This window comes from Hydrogenophaga sp. FW305-3-2-15-A-LB1, assembly GCF_058787875.1.
The window spans coordinates 1-19,521 of the sequence record NZ_JBYTAE010000085.1 but is presented as its reverse complement, the minus strand read 5'-3'; the positions used below and the strand labels follow the sequence as shown (position 1 = coordinate 19,521).

Sequence of the window (19,521 nt, the reverse complement as noted above, 5' to 3'; positions counted from 1 at the left end):
GGGCCAGTGTAGGAACGGCCCCGCGTGGGCCGCAATGGCGTGCGGCAAAGGCCGCTTTCGCGTTTCGCGAAAGCCCGATCAGCGGGAGGTCAGTGCGCGGATCAGCGTGAGCGCGGCCGGTGCCGGCGGCGCGTCGGTGCGGGTGGCGATGTGGTGGGTGCGCCGCGCCCAGGGGTCGGACAGCGGCACCGCCGCCAGCGGCAGGTGCGCCAGCTGCGGCGCGATCGCCTCCAGCGGCAGCACGCCCACACCCAGGCCGGCGGCCACCATGCGGCAGACGGCGTCGAAGCCGCGCATGCGCATGCGCACGTGCAGCGGCTGGCCCGCGTCGGCGGCCGAGGCGAGCAGGCGGTTGGACAGGGCGGTGCCGTCGGTGAGCGTGATGAAGGGCTCGTCCAGCGCGTCGGCCAGTCGCAGCCGGCGGCGGGTCGCCAGCCGGTGCGAGCGCGGCGTGAGCAGCACCAGGGTGTCGCTGAAGAAGGGCGTGAAGGCCAGGCCGGCGGGCGGCACGGGCAGGTCCACCACACCGAAGTCGGCGCGGCCTTCGATCAGCGCGAGCGGAATCTCGGGGCTGCCGCGCTCCTCCAGATCGATGCGGATCAGCGGGTGCGCCTTCATGAACTGCGCCAGCCGTTGCGGCAGCACCTCGAGCAGGGCCGAGGTGTTGGCCAGCACGCGCACATGGCCTTGCAGGCCCTCGCTGTAGCCGCGCAGGTGCTGGGCCAGCCGGTCGGCGTCGGTCAGCAGCGCGCGGCTGCGCTGCACCAGCATCTGCCCGGCCGGGGTGAGTTGCACGCCGCGCGACGAGCGCTCGAACACGCGGAAGCCGAGCGATTCTTCGAGCGCCGTGATGCGCGAGCTGGCGGCGGCCACGGCCAGCTGCAGGCGTTCGCTGGCGGCGCTGATGGAGCCGAGGTCGGCCGCCGCCACCACGACGCGCAGGGTGCTCAGGTCAATGGTTTCTTGCATGGGTTTCTCTCACGCCGGCGCCGCGCACCTCGAAACGCACCTCGTCCAGCACCGTGCCGCGCGCATCGGTGAGTTGCATCACATGCCGGCCCGGCCAGGGCAGCCACTGCAGCCGGGTGCCCTGGCCCAGGGGCTTGCCGTCCAGGCGCCAGCGGCCGCCCGCGCCACTGGCCACGAAGCTCAGGCGCTGGCGGTTGGGCGGGATGTCCGGGTCCAGGGCGACGATGGTGCCCGGGGCCGGGCTGCGGATGCGCAGCGCGTTGCCCGGCGCCCTCGCCGGGGCCGGCGTGTCCATCGCGAAGCGGGCCTGCTCGGTGCCGGCGAGGAACCATTCGCTGCGCGCCGCTTCCAGCGGCCGCGCGCCATCCGTGCCTTCGAACGAGGCGCGCGCCTGCACCAGGCCGGCCGGTGGCCGCGGCGCGCGGCTGGGCGTGTGGGCGTGCAGGTGCTGCATGACGGTGGCCCAGACGGGTGCCGCGCCGCTGGTGCCGCTCACATCCCACATCGGCGCGCCGCTGGCATTGCCCACCCACACGCCGACGGTGAAGCGCTCGGACCAGCCCACCGCCCAGTTGTCGCGCATGTCCTTGCTGGTGCCGGTCTTCACGGCGGCCCAGAAGCGCGTGGCCAGGATGCTGTCCGTGCCGAAGGTGCGCGCGCGCGCGTTGCTGTCGCTCAGGATGTCGCCCACGATGAAGGCGGCGCGCGGGTCGATGGCCGGCGCGGCCTGCGGCGGCGAACCCACGGGGCCGTAGCGCCCGCCGTTGGCCAGCGTGCGGAAGGCGTTCGTCAGCGCGAGCAGCGGCACCTCGGCGCTGCCCAGGGCCAGGCTGTAGCCGTAGTAGCCGGCGGACTCGCGCAGGGGCAGGCCGAGCGCGCCGAGCTGGTGGTGAAACGCGTCGGGCGAGACCATGACCAAGGTGCGCACCGCCGGCACGTTGAGCGACGAGGCCAGCGCGGTGCGCGCGGACACCCAGCCTTTGAAGCGGCGGTCGTAGTTCTGCGGGATGTAGAGGCCGCTGGTGGTGGGGATGGCGGCGGGCGAGTCCTCCAGCAGGGACGCGGCCGTCATGCGCCGCTCGGCGATGGCCTGGGCGTAGAGGAAGGGCTTGAGCGTGGAGCCGGGCTGGCGCGGCGCCGTCACGCCGTCCACCTCCGACGCGGCGCTGAGCTCGCCCGACGAGCCGACCCAGGCCAGCACCTCGCCGCTGGCGTTGTCGAGCACGACCAGCGCGCCGTCCTGCACGTGGCGGCCCTTGAGCTCGCGCAGGTGGCGCTGCAGCGTCTGCACGGCGAAGCGCTGCAGCGGGGCGGACACGGTGGAGCGCACCGTCTGCGCGGGCCCGGCCGCCAGCACGCGCCGCGCGTGGTGGGGCGCGATGCCTTCGCTGGCGGTGAATTCGCGGCCTTGCAGGGCGATGGTGGTCAGGATCTTCATTTCGCTGCAATCCACCGGCGTGCCGGCCTGCATGAGCTGGAGCACGCCGCAGGCGCGCTGCGCGACCTGCGCGGGTTTCGCGTTGGGGGCGCGCACCAGGGCGGCGGCCACGGCGGCTTCGCGCTCGTCCAGGCCGTGGGCGGCCTTGCCGAACAGCGTGCGCGAGAGCGCATCGATGCCGACCAGTTCGCCCCGGAACGGCACGAGGTTGAGGTAGGCCTCCAGGATCTGGTCCTTGCGCCAGCGCCGCTCCAGCTGCTGCGCGGCCACCGCCTGGCCGAGCTTCTGCGTCAGGCGGCGGCCGCCCGCGCCGCGCTGCAGCTCACCATCGGGCTCGTCGAGCAGGGCCGCCAGCTGCATGGTGATGGTCGAGGCGCCGCGCGTGCGGCTGTTCCAGAGGTTGCCCCAGGCCGCGGCCGAGACGGCGCGCCAGTCCACGCCGCTGTGTTCGTGGAAGCGCTTGTCCTCGCTCAGCACCAGGGCCGTGCGCAGCGCGGGCGACACGTCGGCCAGCGCGATCCACTCGCCCCGGCGCACCTGGTGGTCGATGCGCACGCGCTGCAGCAGCTCGCCCTGGCGATCGAGCACCCGCGCCTCGGACGAGCGCCAGCCGGCGTGCACCTCGGCGAAGCTCGGCAAGGCCTGTGCCGGCAGCGCCAGGCCCAGGCCGAGCGCGGCCGCCGCGAGCGCGTGGCGCAGGTTCACCGCACGGCCTCCACCTTCACGCGGGCGTTCGGCGTTTCGCCGAACATCTCGGGCGCGTACATCGCCTCCACGCGGCTGGGCGGCAGCGAGAACTCGCCGACGTTGTTCAGGCGCACGGTGTATTCCATCTTGAACATGCCCTTGGGCACGTACTCGTAATAGCTGCGGTAGGCCTCGAAGCTGCGTTCCTCGAAGGCCGGCCAGGCGTTGCCGGTCGGGCTCTTCTGGCCCGAGGTCGCGATCTGCGAATCGCGGCCCAGCCCGCCGCCGAGGATGGTCGCGCCGCCCGGGATCGGGTCGGTGACCACCACCCAGGTCATGTCGGCGGAGGCGTTGACCTCCAGCGCCACGCGCCACACGTCGCCGCGCGTGTGCGTGCCGCTCACGGCCTGTTCCACCGGCGTGATGCTCTTCTTGATCGTGTAGCCCGCGCTGAACGGCGCCTTGAGCGGGACGGCGGCGAGGGACTGCAGCGTGAGCCAGGGCTTGCCGCTGCCCTGGTGGGCCACGCTCAGGGTGCCCTTGCCACCGTCGGCCAACCAGGGCAGGAAACCGGTGTTGTTCTTCAGGTTGCCCGGGCCGGCGGGGGCGCCGAACCAGGTCGTCTGGTTCGGTGCGCCGAGTGCATCGGTGGTTTTCACCCGATCGACCTTGGCCCAGTCGATCGCGGCGGCACCCGTGCCCAGGGTGGCGCGCGTCGTGCCCGCGACGGGGGTGGCCTCGAACCTGGCCGAGAACTTCTCCAGCGCCAGGCCGCCCCAGAGGTTGGCGGTCGTCGTGTGCCAGGCGCCGCTTTGCTGGCGGCCGATGAAGCCGCTGGCCAGCCGGCCCATGTCGTCCTGCCAGGCCGGGTCGTTCATGACGGTGAGCATCAGGCGCGCGGTGTTCACGTCGCCGTTGGCCATGAGCCACCACCAGTAGTCGTCCTGCTCGGTGCTGAACACCAGCTTCGTGCCCTGGAAGCTCAGGCGCGCGCGCAGCACCTGCATGGCCTCGGCCAGGCGCTGCTCGCGCTGCGGCACGTCGTTCACGCGCTGGAGGATGTTGACCCAGTCGATCACCGCGCTGGTGGGCCACTGGTTGGGCGCGAGGGTGACGCTGCCCAGCATGCGGCCGCGCGCCTTGCCGTAGCGCGACAAGGCCTCGATGGCGGCGAGCTTGCGCACGTCCAGGTCCTTGCGCGGGCTCCAGAACTCGCGCGAGATGCGGCCTTCGACAAACGCGATCAGGCCGCGCTCCATCGGCGCGCGCACCTCGTCCGGCAGGCCGAAGGCCGGGTCGAGGGTGGCCGCCTCGTGCGTGGCCGCCAGCAGGTAGGCCGTGAGGATGTCGCTGCCGCGGTTGGCGTCGCCTTCGCGCGGCGGGAAGTAGTTGGCCAGGCCGTCGGCGTCGAGGTAGTTGGGCAGTTGCGCCACCACGCCCTGCCAGAGCCTGGCGTCGCGCAGGCCCACGGCCTTGCTGGTCTTCTGCTCCAGGCAGACGAAGGGGTAGTTGGCGAACCAGTCGCGCACGCCGGGCAGGCCCTCGGCCAGCTTGGGCTGCAGCGCGAGCTTCAGGCCGCCCCGGCCCGGCAGCGCGCCGGCTGGCGGCGCCACGTCGAGGTTGAACGCGCCATCGACCTGCACCAGCGTGGCCTGCTGCACCGTCAGCGGCACGGCGGGCACGATGCGCTGCCGGGCCTTGAGCGCGTCCTTCGCGCCACCCAGCGTGTCCTTCGCCTCGATCTCCCACAGGATGGCCTCGGCGCGCGTCTGCGCGAGCTGCGCGGGCGCGGTCACCGTCCAGGCGACCTCGCGCGCCTCACCGGCCGGGATGTCCACCGTCTGCGGCGCGAGCTCGAGCAGCGTGGCGCGCGGCGACACGGACACCTTCATCGCCTTCTGGGTGGTGTTGCGCAGGGTGAGCTGCGCGCGGAACTGGTCGTCCTCGCGCACCAGCGGCGGCAGGCCGCTGATGATCTGCAGGTCCTGCGTGGCGCGCACGCTGGTCTGACCGGTGCCGAAGAGGCCGGTGCCCAGGTCGGCCACGGCGACGATCTGGAAGGTGGTGAGCGCGTCGTTGAGCGGCACCGTGACGACGGCCTGGCCCTTCGCGTCCAGCGTCACCCTGGGGTTCCAGAGCAGCAGGGTGTCGAGCAGTTCGCGCGCGCCGCTCTTGCCCCCGCCGCCACCGGCCGGCACCGCCTTGCGGCCGTAGTGCCGCCGGCCGATGATCTCCATCTGCGCGGTGGACGTCTCCACGCCCCAGGCGCGTTGCTGCAGCATGGCGTCGAGCAGGTTCCAGCTGCGGTTGGGCATGAGCTCCAGCAGGGCCTGGTCCACCGCCGCGAGCGCCACTTCCGCGTTTGCCGCCGGCTGGCCGTTGGGCAGTTTCGCGCTGATGGTCACCTTCGCCTGCCCGCGCACCGGGTAGGTCTCCTGGTCGGCCTTGACGCTCACGTCGAGCTGGTGCGCGCGGGTGCCGACGCGGATCTCGGCCAGGCCCAGGCGGAACGCCGGCTTGCTCAGGTCCACCAGCGCGGTCGGCGCGACGTACTCGCGGCCCTCGTACCAGAACGAGGTCCACCACTCGCGCGGGGCCTTGTAGCCCCAGGTGAAGAACGAGTACCACGGCACCTCGCGCAGCCGGCCGCGCAGGGCCAGCACGCTCACGTACACATTGGGCCCCCAGCCTTCCTGGATCTTCAGCTGCACCGTCGGGTCCTGCCCGTTGAGCTGGACCACCTGCGATTCGAGAATGCCTTCGCGCTCCACCGTCAGCAGCGCGGTGGCGAAGCGGAACGGCATGCGCACCTGGAACTTCGCGGTCTCGCCGGGCTGGTAGCTCTTCTTCTCGGGCAGCAGGTCGATGCGGTCGTGGTTCTCGCCGCCGAACCAGAGCTCGCCCTGGCGCGTGACCCACACCGAGCTGGCGGCCTGGATGCTCAGGCCCGCCGCGTCCTGCGCGGTCACGATGAGTTCCACCTCGCCCGGTTCGCCGAGCTTGGTTTCGCACAACAGCAGGCCGCGCGCGTCGCTCTGGCCGCTGCAGACCGTGCCCAGGTCCTTGGTCTGCGTCTGGTTGTCGTAGGTGTAGAAGCCGCCCACCATGCGCTTGCGGCTGGTGGTGGTGATGTGGGCCACGGCCTTCACGCTCAGCGCGACCTTGGCCGCGGGCTTGCCCGCCAGGTCCAGCGCCAGCGCCTGGAACTTGATTTTCTGGCTGGCCGACACCCAGCCTTCGGTCTTGATGCCCGCCACCACGTTCGCCGGCCACACGGTGGAGACGCTGCGCAGCGTCTGCACCTCGCCGTTCGGGTCAGCGTAGGTGGCCTCCAGCAGCAGTTCCTGCGGCTGAGGGGCGGTGGGCACCTGCTCGATGGTGAGCGCGCCCGCGCCGTTGCGGTCCAGCGTGACGGGCAGTTTGTCCGCGATGACGCGCTGGTCCTGCGAGGCGGCGGCTTCTTCCTCGCCGTCTTCATGCCCCGGCGCGCCGTCCGCGCGGGGCGGCTGGAAGCTGAAGCCGTCGAAGTCGCGGAAGCTCAGGGCCTTGTCACGCACCAGGGCCGACACGCGCACCGGCAGGTTGGTCGCGCCGCCGCCCGAGACGTAGCTGACCTGCAGCTGGGTCGGCACGGTCTTCACGTTGACCAGCGCCTGGTTCGCCTGCGGCGCGATGCGGCCTTCGAGCACCGGCAGCCGGAACTCCTCCACGCGGAATTCACCGCTGCTGTACTGGCGCTGGCGCTCGTCGGCGCTCTTGAGCACGACCTCGTAGTTGCCCAGCTTGGCACCGGCCGGCACGGCAAAGCTGTTTTCCGCGCTCTGGCCGCCCGTGGCCGTCTTGCGCCAGGCCACGGGCTGCGTGAACTGCTGGCCGCTGCCGGTGTGCGTGATCACCAGGGTGTCGGGCAGGGTTTCCGGCAGGCCGAAGCCCTGGCTGGTTTCGGTGCGGATCAGGTGCTTCATCGACACCGTCTCGCCGGCGCGCAGCAGCGTGCGGTCGAACACCGTGTGGGCGCGCGCGTCCGGGCGCGGATCGCGGCTGGTCGGCACGTTGAAGCGCCAGGGCTCGATGCCCCGGTACCAGTCGCTCCAGGTGAAGGCCATGTCTTCGGTGGTGCCGTCCTTGAGCCGCGCGCTGACGAAATAGGCCTGCGTGCTTTCACCGTCCCCGCTGTTGCAGCGCGGTGCTTGCGGCGGCACGCCCTTGAGGTCGGCCACACCCTGGGCGTTGGTGGTGGCCGTGGCCACTTCCTTGCCGGCGCAGTCGGACACGCGCACCAGGGCGCCCGCGGCGGGTTTGCCCTTGTCCAGCGTCGTCACCCAGGCCAGCGCGTTTTCGCGGCCCAGCTTGAAGTGCACGCCCAGATTGGTCACCAGCGCGGAGGTGCGCACGTACATCGTGCGCGAGCCGCCATAGCGCGCGTCCAGCAGGGCGCCACCCAGGGCAGGCGAGGCGATCTCCACCACGTGGAAGCCCGGCGTGAGTGGGATGCCGACCACCTCGAAGGGGCGCGGGTCGCTGGCGGCGGGTTGGGGCAGGCTCATCGCCTTCACGCCGGCCTGGCCCTTGAGCAGCGACACGGCGCGCGACTCGACCCGGCGCTTGTCCCGGTCTTCCAGCACCTTGGGCAGCGGGCCCACCGTGTCGGCCTGCGCCTGTTTGCGCGAGACGTTGAACTGGTCGTAGCGCTGCAGCTTGCGGAACCAGGCAATGATCTCTGCGTCGGTTTTAGGCTGCAGGTCGTTCACCTGGCCGGGGCTGAGGCCTTGCACTTGCAGCGCGGCCTCGACGTTGCGCAGGGTCACGGGCAGCAGCGGGGTGCCGCCGGGTTCGGCGAAACGCTCGACGATGCCGAAGGGCGAGGCGGCGAACTTGGCCAGCGGGGGCATGGCGCCCGTGGCCACCGGCAGCGGAAAACTGTCGGCGTTGGCCGGCGTGCGGCCCGCGTCGTCCTTGAAGTTCTTCGGCAGTTCGATGGTGAACGCGGCCTGCTCGGCGAAAGGCGGCTTGAACGTCAGCTCGGTGACCACGCTGTCGCCGTCGGCATTCTCTTCTTCGAACACCGGCTTGTGCGTCTGCTGGGCCGACTTCAGGCGGATGCCCTCGGCCTGCTTGCGCGGCACGGGCGCGCTGAAGTTGAGCGTCATCGGCCGGATCGGCAGGCAGGCGGCCTGGGCGTTCTCGCGCTCGCAGCTGAAGCCGACCGTCAGGGCCTCGCGCACCTGGAAGTCGAAGCGCTTCTCCACGGTGTTCGCGATGCCCGAGGGTGTGGCCACGCCCTTGCCGTACACGAGGGAGACCTTGGTGTCGGGCGTAAAGCGGCGGTTGCACGAGAGCGTCACATAACGCTGCGGCTCCTTGTCCGCCAGCTTGTCCCAGCCGTTGGCTTTCAGCAGCTCGCCGCGGTCCTTGCCTTCGATGAGCCGGATCGGCACCCGCTCGCCCAGGCCCTCGACCGCGCACCACACCTGGGACTGCAGGCTGGCCGCCGTCGCCGCGCCGTTGAGCCGCAGCACGAAATACTGTTCTTCGTCGATGCGCGACGAGGGGCCCGGGCGCACCTGCTGCACGAACGGGCCGCCGGTGTTGAAGCCGGTGCGGGTCACGGGCAGTTCCGTGCCCTTGGGCGACTTGAAGCCGCTTTTCACCTGCACCGTGCAGTTCACCCCGGGCGGCAGGTCGTTCTCGAACTCGAAGGCCCATTCGCGGTCGCTGGTCCAGCGGCCGTTGCCCCGGGTGGCCTGGGCGTCGCTGCAACTGAGCGACACGGGAGCGGGGGTCTTGGCGTCGCCGAAGTTGACGGCGCTGTCGTTGAACTTGATCACCACCTGGCGCACCCGGGCCACTTCGCCCTGGGGTGAAACGCTGGTGATCTGCAGCGCGGACGCGGGCAGGGCGATGGCCAGCCACGCGGTGGCGGCAAAGCGGAGCGGGATGTTGTTTTTCAAGGCTTCCTCCATGGCAGACGCCAAGGGTAGCGGAAAGCCCGCCGCCGCCCGTGTGCCCGCCGTGGCGGGCCGAGGGGTTTCAGCCCAGGCGCTTGCGGTGGCGCGCGATCTGCGCCAGCACCTGGGCCGGCGCGGTACCGCCCAGGGTGTTGCGCGCGTTCAGGCTGCCGCGCAGGCTCAGGCACTCGTACACGTCTTTCTCGATCGAGGCGTTGAAGCCCTGCAGCACGGTCAGCGGCAGCTCGGACAGGTCGCAGTTGTGCGACACGGCGGCCTTGACGGCGTGCGCCACCGTTTCGTGCGCGTCGCGGAAGGGCAGGCCCTTCTTCACCAGGTAGTCGGCCAGGTCGGTCGCCGTGGCGTAGCCCTTCTTGGCGGCTTCTTCCATCGCCACGGCGTTGACGGTGATGCCGCCTTCCTTGGTGCCCGTGGCCGGGTTGAGCTGGCCGCCCACCATCTCGCCGAAGATGCGCAGCGTGTCCTTGAGCGTGTCCACGGTGTCGAACAGCGGCTCCTTGTCTTCCTGGTTGTCCTTGTTGTAGGCCAGCGGCTGGCCCTTCATGAGCGTGATCAGGCCCATGAGGTGGCCGACCACGCGGCCGGTCTTGCCGCGCGCGAGCTCGGGCACGTCGGGGTTCTTCTTCTGCGGCATGATGGAACTGCCGGTGGTGAAGCGGTCGGCGATCTTCACGAAACCGAAGTTCTGGCTCATCCAGAGAATGAGTTCCTCGCTGAAGCGGCTGATGTGCACCATGCACAGGCTGGCCGCGGCGGTGAACTCGATCGCGAAGTCGCGGTCGCTCACGCCGTCCAGGCTGTTCTGGCACACCTGCGGCTCGCCGCGCTCGTCCACCATGCCCAGGGTGCGCGCCACGCGCTCGCGGTCCAGCGGGTAGGTGGTGCCGGCCAGCGCGGCGCTGCCCAGCGGCAGGCGGTTGGTGCGGCGGCGCACGTCGGCGAAACGCTCGGCGTCGCGCGAGAACATCTCCACGTAGGCCAGCAGGTGGTGCGCGAAGCTCACCGGCTGCGCCACCTGCAGGTGGGTGAAGCCGGGCAGGATCACGTCCACGTTCTTCTCGGCCACTGCCACCAGCGCGGTCTGCAGCTCGTCGAGCAGCGGGACGATGAGGTCGATCTCGCCGCGCAGCCACAGGCGCACATCGGTGGCGACCTGGTCGTTGCGGCTGCGGCCGGTGTGCAGGCGCTTGCCGGCGTCGCCCACGAGCTGGGTCAGGCGGGCCTCGATGTTGAGGTGCACGTCCTCCAGGTCGAGCTTCCACTCGAACTCGCCGGACTCGATCTCGGCCGTGATCTGGGCCATGCCGCGCTGGATGGCCTCGAGGTCGGCGGCGCCGATGATGGCCTGGTGCGCCAGCATCTCGGCGTGGGCGAGGCTGCCGGTGATGTCGGCCTGCCACAGGCGTTTGTCAAAGAAGACGCTGGCGGTGTAGCGCTTGACCAACTCGCTCATGGGCTCCGAGAATAGGGCGGACCAGGCTTCGGATTTTTTGTCGAGTTGGTTGGTGGACATGGTGTTACCAGCGGCTGGATGGAAAAAGGAAGGAGCGCGAGTGCGCCAGGGATGGGGCTTGGGGCAGTGGGCCCTGGGCCGGTTGGCGGCGCGGCAGACCCCTGTAGAGGCCCTCACGGGGCCGACCCGAAGACGGATGTGCTTCCCATGAAAGATTCCAGAATTTTATCGAGCTTCCAGGAACTGGCGCATGCCGCGGGTGCGCGCCCGATCGCGGACATGCCCGAGGACCTGCGCGCGCGGGTGCAGGTGTTCGACACCTGCCAGGTCGGCACGGTGCTGCGCGCGGTGCTGTTCGTGCAGGCCATCGTGGCGGTGGCGGCCCTGTTCGGCGCCCAGACCTTCATTGCCTGGGTCACGCAACTGGCCATCTACACCGGCGCGGCCTTGCCCGCCGTGCTGGCCTGGCTGCTGACCGTGTGCGGCCTCAAACGCCAGCTGGGCCTGCTGCCGATTCCGGGCCAATGGGCGGCGGCGGTCGGGTTTGGTGCGCTTTCGGGGCTCTACGGTTGCGGCCTGCTGGTCTGGATGGGCCTGGTGGAGCCCTCGCCCTGGCTGGCCAGCGCCGCCTCGGGGGCGCTGGTGTCGGCGGTGCTGGTGGCCGCGCTGATGTGGCGTTCCAAGGCGCGCGGACCGGCCGGCGCCACGGCCCGCCTGGCCGAGCTGCAGGCGCGCATCCGGCCGCATTTCCTGTTCAACACGCTCAACAGCGCGATCGCGCTGGTGCGCGAGGAGCCGGCCAAGGCCGAAAACTTGCTTGAAGACCTGAGCGAGCTGTTCCGCCACGCGCTGGCCGACGCCAAGGAGGCCGTGCCGCTGTGGCAGGAGCTGGAGCTGGCCGAGCACTACCTGGCCATCGAGCAGGTGCGCTTCGGCGAGCGGCTGAAGGTGGAGTGGAGCGTGGACGACACGGCGTCCAAGGCCAAATTGCCTCCCCTCATCCTGCAGCCGCTGGTGGAGAATGCGGTCAAGCACGGGGTGGAGCCCAGCGCCAGCGGGGCGGTGGTGCGCATCAGCACCCAGCGCCGGGGCAGTGTGGTGGTGATCAAGGTCACCAACACCGTGCCGGCAGGCAGTGGGCGGCGGGGCAATGGTCTGGCATTGGACAATGTGCGCCAGCGCCTGACACTGCTGCATGATGTACAAGGGCGCTTTCAGAGCGCCTTGGTGAATGGCGTGTTTCAGGTGAGACTTGAAATACCGGTATAAGCGGGGTTTGAATGAACCCCCGAACCGGATCTGGCAACGGAGCGTGACATGGCACTGAAGGTACTGATCGTTGACGATGAAGCGCTGGCGCGATCCCGGCTGCGCACGCTGTTGGGCGAATGCACCGAGCCACGGGCCGATGTGGTGGGTGAGGCGTCGAACGCGGTGCAGGCGATGGAGCAGATCCAGCGCACGGGTTGTGACCTGGTGATGTTGGACATCCACATGCCGGGCGTGGACGGCATGGCGCTGGCGAGCACGCTGCGCCAGATGGCGGCGCCGCCGGCGATCGTGTTCGTGACGGCGTATGCCGAGCATGCGGTGCATGCGTTCGAGCTGGAGGCGGTGGATTACCTGACCAAGCCGGTGCGGCGCGAGCGTCTGCAGCAGGCGTTGCAGAAGGTGATGAAGCAGCGCAGCGCGGGCGAGGGTGTGCAGGACGGGGGTTTGCCCGAGAGCCTGATCATTCAGGAGCGGGGCCGCAGCGAGCGGGTGGCGCTGGCCGATGTGATCTACCTTAAGGCCGAGTTGAAATACATCACCGTGCGCACGGCGGACAAGGAACACATCTTCGACGGCGCTTTGAGCGATCTGGAACAACGCTATGCCCACCTGTTCGTGCGGGTGCACCGCAATGCGCTGGTGTCGCGCCGGGCGGTTCGCGCGGTTGAGAAGCACAACGATCCGGTCGAGGGCGAGGGCTGGATGGTGCGGCTCGATGGGGTCGAGGAACGCCTGGCCGTTTCTCGCCGTCAACTGGCGGCGGTTCGTGAAGCGCTCATGAGCTGAGCTGCTTTCGTTGGCGTTGCTCCGGTCGCCAGCGGCTGGGGTGATCGCCTCCGCGAATGTCCCCCGAACCGGCTTCGCCGGTTCTCCTCCTTTGCTTCGCTGCGGCGATCACCCCAGCCACCGGCGACCTCCCCGGCGAGCGGAGCGGTGGATGTCTGCTCTCTTTGACGTCACTGGCGCGAGGTACAACGAACCAAGGGAGCCTCAGACCTCCGCCGCCTCCACCAGAAACCGGACCCGCCGCTGCCCCTGCCACTCATCCGCATCCAACCGGAAAGCGATCTTCACCCGCTGCGGCAACGGCTCCGTGTGGCCGAACCAGATGCCGTCCACCGGTTCACCCTGGTGCTTGAGCTTCAACGCCAGGTGCTTCTCGCCCACGAGACGCTGCGACACCACCACCACCTCCTCGCAGAACACCGGCGGCGCGAACCCCTGACCCCACACCTCCTGGTGCAACGTGTCCACCAGATCCGCGCGACGGTACTTCGTGTCCAGCGGGCCGTCCGCCTCCATGCGGCGCTGCAACGTCGCGGCGTCCAGCCACTCGTGCGCCACCTGCTGCAAGGCCGCCTCGAAGGTCTCCAGCTGCTCCTCATCGATCGTGCAGCCCGCCGCCATCGCATGGCCACCAAACCGCAACAACACCCCCGGATGCCGCTTGGCCACCAGGTCGAGCGCATCGCGCAGATGAAAACCCGCGATCGAGCGCCCCGAGCCCTTGAGCTCGTGCTCCTTGCCCTCGGCGCCGCTGGCGGCGAACACGAAGGTGGGGCGGTGCAGCTTGTCCTTCAGCCGCGAGGCCACGATGCCCACCACGCCCTCGTGGAAGTCGGGATCGAACACCACCAGCGCCGGCGGCGGCTCCTCGGATTCGTCGAACATCTCCTCGGCCATCTGCAAGGCCTGCTCGCGCATGTCGCCCTCGATCGCCTTGCGCTCGCGGTTGATGCCGTCCAGCGTGCGCGCCAGTTCGTCGGCGCGCAGCGCGTCCTCGGTGGTCAGGCACTCGATGCCCAGCGTCATGTCGGCCAGGCGGCCCGCCGCGTTCAGGCGTGGGCCCAGGGCGAAGCCGAAGTCGAAACCGGTGGCGGCGGCCGGCTTGCGCGCGGCGGCGTTGAACAGCGCCGTCATGCCCGGCGGCATCGCACCCGCGCGCACCCGCTTCAAGCCCTGCGCCACCAGGCGGCGGTTGTTGGCGTCGAGCTTGACCACATCGGCCACGGTCCCCAGCGCCACCAGCGGCAGCAGGGTGTCGATCTTGGGCTGGTTCTGCGCGGTGAACACACCGCGCTCGCGCAGCTCGGCCCGCAGCGCCAGCAGCACGTAGAACATCACGCCCACCCCCGCGATCGACTTGCTCTCGAAGGCGCAGCCCGGCTGGTTGGGGTTGACGATGATGCAGTCCACCGGCAGGGCGATCTCGCCGTCCTTCAGCGCGGGCAGGTGGTGGTCGGTCACGATCACGTCCAGGCCCAGCTCGCGCGCGGCGCGCACACCGTCCACGCTGGCGATGCCGTTGTCCACCGTCACCAGCACGTCGGCGCCCTGGGCCTTCACGCGCTTCGCGATCGAGGGCGTGAGGCCATAGCCGTCCGTCACGCGGTCGGGCACCAGGTAGTTCACGCGGTCGAAACCCAGGGGCGCGCCCAGCAGGCGCAGGCCGCGCAGGCCGACCGCGCAGGCGGTGGCACCGTCGCAGTCGTAGTCGGCCACGATGCAGATGGATTTGCCTGCGGCCATCGCGTCGGCCAAGGCGCGCGCGGCCTCCTGGGCACCGAGCATCGAGGACGGCGGCAGCAGGCGCGCGAGCGCGTCGTCGAGCTCGTCCTTGCTGGTGATGCCGCGCGCGGCGAACAGGCGCGCCAGCAGGGGGTGCAGGCCGCTTTGCTCCAGCGCCCAGGCGGCACGGGGAGGCACGTCGCGGGTGATGATCTTCATAGGGTGTCCAGGGTCTTCCAGGCCGGGGTGGGGCCCAGCAGGTTCTTGATGAAGCGGCCGAGGCGCGCGCCGGCGCCTCGGGGGGCGTTCGTGAAGCGCTGTGCGGCGCGTTCGCCGCACAGGGTGAGGGTGACCGCTTCGCCGCGTTGCGCGCGCTCGCGCCACTCGGTGATGGGGCCGGCATCGAGCGCGGCCCAGGCTTGCTGCCACGCGGCCCAGTCGGCCTGCAGCGCGGCGCGGCGCAACGCATCGGGCTGGGCCGGTGGGGGCTGCGGCGTGATGGGGCGGTCCAGCGCGCCGGCCCCGCTGACCCAGAAACCGTTGACCGGGTGCAGCCGCGCGGCCTCGCGCGCATCGTGCACGGCGTGGGTGTAGAACAGCATCTGCGCCTCGCTCTGCAGGCGTTTGAGCAGCAGGCCCCCGGCCGGGTTGGCCGTGCTTTCGGCCATCCAGGCCTCCACCGAGCGGCCGCTCACGCGGTCCAGGCTGGCGCAGGCGATGCCGCGCAGCGGCTCCCCGCGCGCGTGCCAGCGCGTGGCCGACTGGTAGGTGAGGGTGATGCCGTCTTCAGCGCAATAGGGCGCCAGGGCGTCGAACAGCGCGCGCGAGTGGTCGTCGCTCAGGCCCAATTGATCACCGGGCAACAGCGTCACCTGTTCCATGCCGACCTGAAAGTGGCAGGGCGTGAACCAGGCCTGAGGCGTGTCGGGTTGCGCGTCTTCCATCGCGGCCCAGGGAATCAGGCCGTCGCCGAAGGGGCAGCCGTCGGCGCGCACCAGGCCCAGCGCCTGCGCCAAGGCGCGTTCGTGCGGCGGGCTCAGGCTGTGGTCGTCGCCCGCGTCGGTGTAGACAGGCGCCAGTTCGGCCAGCAGCGCGGTGAGCTGGGGCAAAGGCAAACCCGGGAGCGAGGTGCGGCAGGCGGGGTCGCTCGCGCTGGCGAAAGGAACCAGCAGGTGCAGGCGAGGCTCAGAGGCCGGGTAGGGGGCGGGCATGCCGTGATTGTCGGGGATGCCACAATGCCCGCTGCATCCCACCACCAACTGCATGCAAACCCCTTACGAACTCATCCTGGGCTGGCGCTACACCCGCGCCGGCCGCGCCACCCGGCGCAACGGTTTCATCTCCTTCATCTCGGGCGTGTCCATGCTGGGCATCGCGCTGGGCGTGGCCGCGCTCATCATCGTGCTCTCGGTGATGAACGGCTTCCAGAAGGAGGTGCGCGACCGCATGCTGGGCGTGCTCTCGCACATCGAGGTGTTCGAGCCCAGCGGCCAGGCGATCCCCAACCTGGCCGACACGCTGGCCCGCATCGAGCGCCATCCCGAGGTGGTGGGCGCCGCGCCGTTCGTGGGCGCGCAGGCGCTGATCGCGCGCGGCGAGGACATGAAGGGCGCATTGGTGCGTGGCATCGACCCCGCGCTCGAACCCAAGGTGACCGACCTGGCGGCGGAACTGGCCGACACCATGCTGCCGCGCCTGGTGCCCGGCGAGTTCGGCGTCATCCTCGGCGGTGAGCTGGCGCGCAGCCTGGGCGTGATCGCGGGCGACAGCGTCACGCTGATCGCGCCCAACGGCCAGGTGACGCCGGCCGGCGTGGTGCCGCGCATCCGCCAGATGACGGTGGTGGGCACCTTCGATTCGGGCCACTTCGAGTACGACTCGGCCCTGGCCCTGCTGCACCAGGACGACGCCGCGCGCATCTTCCGCGTGGAGGGCCCGACCGGCGTGCGCGTGAAGATCAAGAACCTGCACCAGGCGCGCGAGGTGGCCCTGTCCATCGCCTCCGACCTCGACCCCGGCCTGCTGGTGCGCGACTGGACGCGCCAGAACCGCACCTGGTTCGCCGCCGTGCAGCTCGAGAAACGCATGATGTTCATCATCCTCACGCTGATCGTGGCCGTGGCCGCCTTCAACCTCGTGTCCACGCTGGTGATGACGGTGACCGACAAGCGCGCCGACATCGCCATCCTGCGCACGCTGGGCGCGAGCCCGCAGAGCATCATGGGCGTGTTCATGGTGCAGGGCGCCATGGTGGGCATCATCGGCACCGGCGCGGGCCTGCTGCTCGGCCTGGGCGTGGCCTTCAACATCGACACCCTGGTGCCCGCGCTCGAACGCCTGCTGGGCGCGAGTTTCCTGCCGCAGGACATCTACCTCATCAGCCGCATGCCCAGCGACCCGCAGCAGACCGACATCCTGCCGGTCGCGCTGATTTCGCTGGTGCTGGCCTTCCTGGCCACGATCTACCCGAGCTGGCGCGCCAGCCGCGTGAACCCCGCCGAGGCCTTGCGCTATGAGTGACGCCGTTCTCCAGGCCCAGGGCCTCACCAAGCGCTTCCACGAAGGCCGGCTCGACGTCACCGTGCTCAAGGGCGTGGACCTCGCGGTGCGCGCGGGCGAAACCGTGGCCATCGTCGGCGCCTCGGGCTCAGGCAAGAGCACCTTGCTGCACCTGCTCGGCGGGCTGGACGCGCCCACCAGCGGCAGCGTGCGGCTGATGGGGCAGACCCTCTCGGGCCTGAGCGCCACGCAACAAGGCACGCTGCGCAACCGGCACCTGGGCTTCGTCTACCAGTTCCACCACCTGCTGCCCGAATTCAGCGCGCGCGACAACGTGGCGATGCCGCTGTGGATCCGCCGCCTGCCGCGCGCCGAGGCGGCGCAGCAGGCCGAGCAGATGCTCGCGCGCGTGGGCCTGGGCGAGCGCCTGCACCACCGGCCGGCCGAGCTGTCGGGCGGCGAGCGCCAGCGCGTGGCGATCGCGCGCGCGCTGGTGACGCAACCGGCCTGCGTGCTGGCCGACGAGCCCACCGGCAACCTGGACCGCAGCACGGCCGAGGGCGTGTTCCAGCTCATGCTGGAACTGGCTCGCGACCAGGGCACGGCCTTTATCGTCGTCACGCACGACGAGGCGCTGGCTGCGCGTTGTGCACGCGTGCTGCGGTTGACCGCAGGCGTTCTGACTTAGGGCTTGGTTCTGCTAAAGCGCAGGGGTTTGTCGAGGCCCTGCACGTGCATCAGCATCGTCCGTCCCTGCACCTCCAGTCGCTGGGCCTTCTGCAGCGCGTCCAGGTAGCGCGTTTCCTGGTCGTTCACCGCTTCGGGGCAGGCCATGCGCGTGCCGCCGAGCTGGCCGATGGCCACGCGGTCCTGCATCAGGGTGTACGAGCCGAAGAAGCGGTTGCACGAGCTGTTGCCGGCCACGCGCCCGGCTTCGGGGAAGGCGAGCGTGGCCTGCACGCGGTCCAGCACGCCGCGCCCGCCCAGGTCTTCCAACAGCCATTCGCTGCCCACCAGCGGGGCGGGCGCGGGGACGCCGGGCAGGGCGCAGGCGCTGAGGGCCAGCAGGGCGGGCACGGCGAGCGAGGCGAGGCGGGTGGTGTGTGACATGGTGATTTCCTTTCTTGCTGGCATTCTTGTGAGCGGGCCGGTGCGCTGGCGCTTGCCGGCACAATGGCCGTTATACCGCCATGTGGATCGACACACACTGCCATCTGGATGCGCCCGAGTTCGGCGCCGACCACGCTCTCGCGATCAGCCTGCGTGAAGTCGCGGCCGCGCGCGGCGTGGGCCGGTGCGTCATTCCCGCTGTGGCGCGCTTCAATTTCGACACCGTGCGCCTGCTCGCGCACCGCCTGGGCGACGCCTATGCGCTGGGCATCCACCCGCTGTGCGTGCCCAAGGCGACGGAAGACGACCTCACGGTCCTGGACGCGGCGCTCACCGATCACCGCGACGATCCCCGCCTCGTCGCGGTGGGTGAGATCGGCCTGGATTTTTTCGTGCCCGAACTCTGCACGCCCGAGATGCGCGAGCGGCAGACCGCCTTCTACCGCGCGCAGCTTCGGCTGGCGCGAAAGCACGGCCTGCCGGTGATCGTGCACGTGCGCCGCAGTGCCGACCTGTTGCTCAAGCATTTGCGTGAACTGCCGGTGGCCGGTATCGCGCACGCCTTCAACGGCAGCGAACAGCAGGCGCAGGCCTTCATCGATCTGGGTTTCAAGCTGGGCTTCGGTGGCGCGAGCACCTTCGAGCCCGCGCGGCAGCTGCGCCGGCTCGCGGCCGAATTGCCCTTGTCGGCGTTGGTGATGGAGACCGATGCGCCGGACATTCCGCCGCAGTGGCTGTACGTGACGGCGGCCGAGCGCGAGGCCGGGCGCGCGCAGGGCCTCAACAGCCCGGCGGAGCTGCCACGCATCGGGGCGGTGGTGGCGGGTTTGCGGGGCATGCCGGTGGAGGATCTGATGGTGGCGAGCACCGTGAATGCCCTGGTGGCGTTGCCGCGCTTGGGAGCTTTGGCATGAGCCGGTTGCAGGGTCTGGCACCGGTGTTGAGCGCGAACACGCGGGTGTTGGTGCTGGGCAGTTTTCCGGGGGTGGCGTCGTTGCGGGCGCAGCAGTATTACGGCCATCCACAGAACCATTTCTGGAAGATCCTGGGGGCTTTGTGGGCCTTGCCTTTGCCTGCGATGGATTACGCGGGGCGGGTGGCGGCGTTGCGCGAGCACGGGCTGGGGGTGTGGGATGTGTACGGTGCCTGCGAGCGTGAGGGGAGTCTGGACGCCAACATCCTGAATGCGGAGTTGAACGATTTTTCGATGGTGCTGCGTGAGTGCCCGATGCTGGAGGCGATCGCCCACAACGGGGGCGAGAGTTTCCGGCATTCGCGGCACACGGAGAAGCTGGGGGTGCCGGTGTACCGGTTGCCTTCCACGAGTCCGGCGAATGCGAGTTGGAGTTTTGATCGCAAGCTGGCGGCTTGGGCTGAGGTGTTGCGGCGGCATGGGGTGGGGGGGTGAGTTCCTTGTTGGGTTGAGACCTCGCGGGCTCGGAGCGATAGGGCGCTCTGCTCCGCGGGTGTCCCCCGGCGGCTGGTGCCGCCTCCTCCTTTACCCCGCTGCGCAGAACGCCCTATCACTCCGAGCTACCCATTTGCAGGCACTCGACTCTCCCGCATACCAACCCTGCGGTTCACCGGGGGTGGCCGACGCAGCGAAGTAAAGGAGG

Annotated in this window: 13 protein-coding genes; 6 read left to right on the top strand and 7 right to left on the bottom strand. The window is 70.2% G+C overall.

Annotated features, from left to right (window positions below):
* Nucleotides 1-78: 78 nt before the first annotated feature.
* The 4 genes from AC3WPZ_RS22595 to argH all read right to left on the bottom strand — a co-directional run bounded on the left by AC3WPZ_RS22595 (nucleotide 79) and on the right by argH (nucleotide 10,576).
* Nucleotides 79-969, bottom strand: coding sequence for a LysR substrate-binding domain-containing protein (locus AC3WPZ_RS22595; RefSeq protein WP_492441651.1), 891 nt, complete (start codon nucleotides 967-969; stop codon nucleotides 79-81).
* On the bottom strand, nucleotides 953-3,106 hold the full coding sequence (gene pbpC, locus AC3WPZ_RS22590; RefSeq protein WP_492441660.1) for a penicillin-binding protein 1C: 2,154 nt from the start codon (nucleotides 3,104-3,106) through the stop codon (nucleotides 953-955). Before pbpC ends, AC3WPZ_RS22595 begins: the two co-directional genes overlap by 17 nt.
* 2 nt (nucleotides 3,107-3,108) lie before the next feature.
* Nucleotides 3,109-9,057: an alpha-2-macroglobulin family protein gene (locus AC3WPZ_RS22585; protein ID WP_492441649.1), complete on the bottom strand. Its 5,949-nt coding sequence runs from the start codon at nucleotides 9,055-9,057 to the stop codon at nucleotides 3,109-3,111.
* Nucleotides 9,058-9,124: 67 nt separating this feature from the next.
* On the bottom strand, nucleotides 9,125-10,576 hold the full coding sequence (gene argH / locus AC3WPZ_RS22580) for an argininosuccinate lyase (RefSeq protein WP_382155055.1): 1,452 nt from the start codon (nucleotides 10,574-10,576) through the stop codon (nucleotides 9,125-9,127).
* A 147-nt stretch (nucleotides 10,577-10,723) separates the two neighbouring features.
* Between argH and AC3WPZ_RS22575 the strand changes: the two genes are divergently transcribed.
* Nucleotides 10,724-11,785 carry a sensor histidine kinase gene (locus tag AC3WPZ_RS22575; RefSeq protein WP_382155057.1) on the top strand — a complete coding sequence of 354 codons (1,062 nt, stop codon included), beginning with the start codon at nucleotides 10,724-10,726 and terminating at the stop codon, nucleotides 11,783-11,785.
* A 48-nt stretch (nucleotides 11,786-11,833) separates the two neighbouring features.
* Nucleotides 11,834-12,574 (top strand): LytR/AlgR family response regulator transcription factor, encoded by a 741-nt coding sequence (locus tag AC3WPZ_RS22570; protein ID WP_291121688.1) that lies wholly within the window; start codon nucleotides 11,834-11,836, stop codon nucleotides 12,572-12,574.
* A gap of 204 nt (nucleotides 12,575-12,778) precedes the next feature.
* Here AC3WPZ_RS22570 and recJ read toward each other — a convergent pair whose 3' ends face one another.
* Complete coding sequence (gene recJ / locus AC3WPZ_RS22565; RefSeq protein WP_444687254.1) at nucleotides 12,779-14,515, bottom strand: single-stranded-DNA-specific exonuclease RecJ; 1,737 nt, start codon at nucleotides 14,513-14,515, stop codon at nucleotides 12,779-12,781.
* Nucleotides 14,512-15,507, bottom strand: a complete 996-nt coding sequence (locus AC3WPZ_RS22560) for a phosphoglycerate mutase (RefSeq protein ID WP_492441646.1) — start codon at nucleotides 15,505-15,507, stop codon at nucleotides 14,512-14,514. The genes recJ and AC3WPZ_RS22560 overlap by 4 nt, the downstream gene beginning before the upstream one ends.
* Before the next feature lie 52 nt (nucleotides 15,508-15,559).
* Here AC3WPZ_RS22560 and AC3WPZ_RS22555 point away from each other — a divergent pair, with 52 nt between their 5' ends.
* Both AC3WPZ_RS22555 and lolD read left to right on the top strand, forming a co-directional pair.
* Nucleotides 15,560-16,816 carry a lipoprotein-releasing ABC transporter permease subunit gene (locus tag AC3WPZ_RS22555; RefSeq protein WP_382155066.1) on the top strand — a complete coding sequence of 419 codons (1,257 nt, stop codon included), beginning with the start codon at nucleotides 15,560-15,562 and terminating at the stop codon, nucleotides 16,814-16,816.
* Nucleotides 16,809-17,483, top strand: coding sequence for a lipoprotein-releasing ABC transporter ATP-binding protein LolD (gene lolD, locus AC3WPZ_RS22550; protein ID WP_492441644.1), 675 nt, complete (start codon nucleotides 16,809-16,811; stop codon nucleotides 17,481-17,483). Before AC3WPZ_RS22555 ends, lolD begins: the two co-directional genes overlap by 8 nt.
* On the opposite strand, the gene AC3WPZ_RS22545 is transcribed toward lolD, so the two are convergent.
* A complete protein-coding gene (locus AC3WPZ_RS22545; RefSeq protein ID WP_382321485.1) occupies nucleotides 17,480-17,905 on the bottom strand; it encodes an META domain-containing protein in 426 nt (141 codons plus the stop codon). The two genes, lolD and AC3WPZ_RS22545, sit on opposite strands and share 4 nt — an antisense overlap.
* Nucleotides 17,906-17,985: 80 nt before the next feature.
* On the opposite strand from AC3WPZ_RS22545, the gene AC3WPZ_RS22540 reads away from it, so the two are divergent.
* Both AC3WPZ_RS22540 and AC3WPZ_RS22535 read left to right on the top strand, forming a co-directional pair.
* Nucleotides 17,986-18,819, top strand: a complete 834-nt coding sequence (locus tag AC3WPZ_RS22540; protein WP_492441642.1) for a TatD family hydrolase — start codon at nucleotides 17,986-17,988, stop codon at nucleotides 18,817-18,819.
* On the top strand, nucleotides 18,816-19,313 hold the full coding sequence (locus tag AC3WPZ_RS22535; protein ID WP_382321480.1) for a DNA-deoxyinosine glycosylase: 498 nt from the start codon (nucleotides 18,816-18,818) through the stop codon (nucleotides 19,311-19,313). Before AC3WPZ_RS22540 ends, AC3WPZ_RS22535 begins: the two co-directional genes overlap by 4 nt.
* The last annotated feature ends 208 nt before the right edge of the window (nucleotides 19,314-19,521 follow it).

Bases quoted from the DNA above. Each gene is read 5' to 3' on its own strand.
- argH (WP_382155055.1), bottom strand. From the start codon at position 10,576: ATGTCCACCAACCAACTCGACAAAAAATCCGAAGCCTGGTCCGCCCTA.
- lolD (WP_492441644.1), top strand. From the start codon at position 16,809: ATGAGTGACGCCGTTCTCCAGGCCCAGGGCCTCACCAAGCGCTTCCAC.
- AC3WPZ_RS22540 (WP_492441642.1), top strand. From the start codon at position 17,986: ATGTGGATCGACACACACTGCCATCTGGATGCGCCCGAGTTCGGCGCC.
- AC3WPZ_RS22595 (WP_492441651.1), bottom strand. From the start codon at position 969: ATGCAAGAAACCATTGACCTGAGCACCCTGCGCGTCGTGGTGGCGGCG.
- AC3WPZ_RS22570 (WP_291121688.1), top strand. From the start codon at position 11,834: ATGGCACTGAAGGTACTGATCGTTGACGATGAAGCGCTGGCGCGATCC.
- AC3WPZ_RS22545 (WP_382321485.1), bottom strand. From the start codon at position 17,905: ATGTCACACACCACCCGCCTCGCCTCGCTCGCCGTGCCCGCCCTGCTG.
- AC3WPZ_RS22560 (WP_492441646.1), bottom strand. From the start codon at position 15,507: ATGCCCGCCCCCTACCCGGCCTCTGAGCCTCGCCTGCACCTGCTGGTT.
- AC3WPZ_RS22585 (WP_492441649.1), bottom strand. From the start codon at position 9,057: ATGGAGGAAGCCTTGAAAAACAACATCCCGCTCCGCTTTGCCGCCACC.
- AC3WPZ_RS22555 (WP_382155066.1), top strand. From the start codon at position 15,560: ATGCAAACCCCTTACGAACTCATCCTGGGCTGGCGCTACACCCGCGCC.
- AC3WPZ_RS22535 (WP_382321480.1), top strand. From the start codon at position 18,816: ATGAGCCGGTTGCAGGGTCTGGCACCGGTGTTGAGCGCGAACACGCGG.
- recJ (WP_444687254.1), bottom strand. From the start codon at position 14,515: ATGAAGATCATCACCCGCGACGTGCCTCCCCGTGCCGCCTGGGCGCTG.
- AC3WPZ_RS22575 (WP_382155057.1), top strand. From the start codon at position 10,724: ATGAAAGATTCCAGAATTTTATCGAGCTTCCAGGAACTGGCGCATGCC.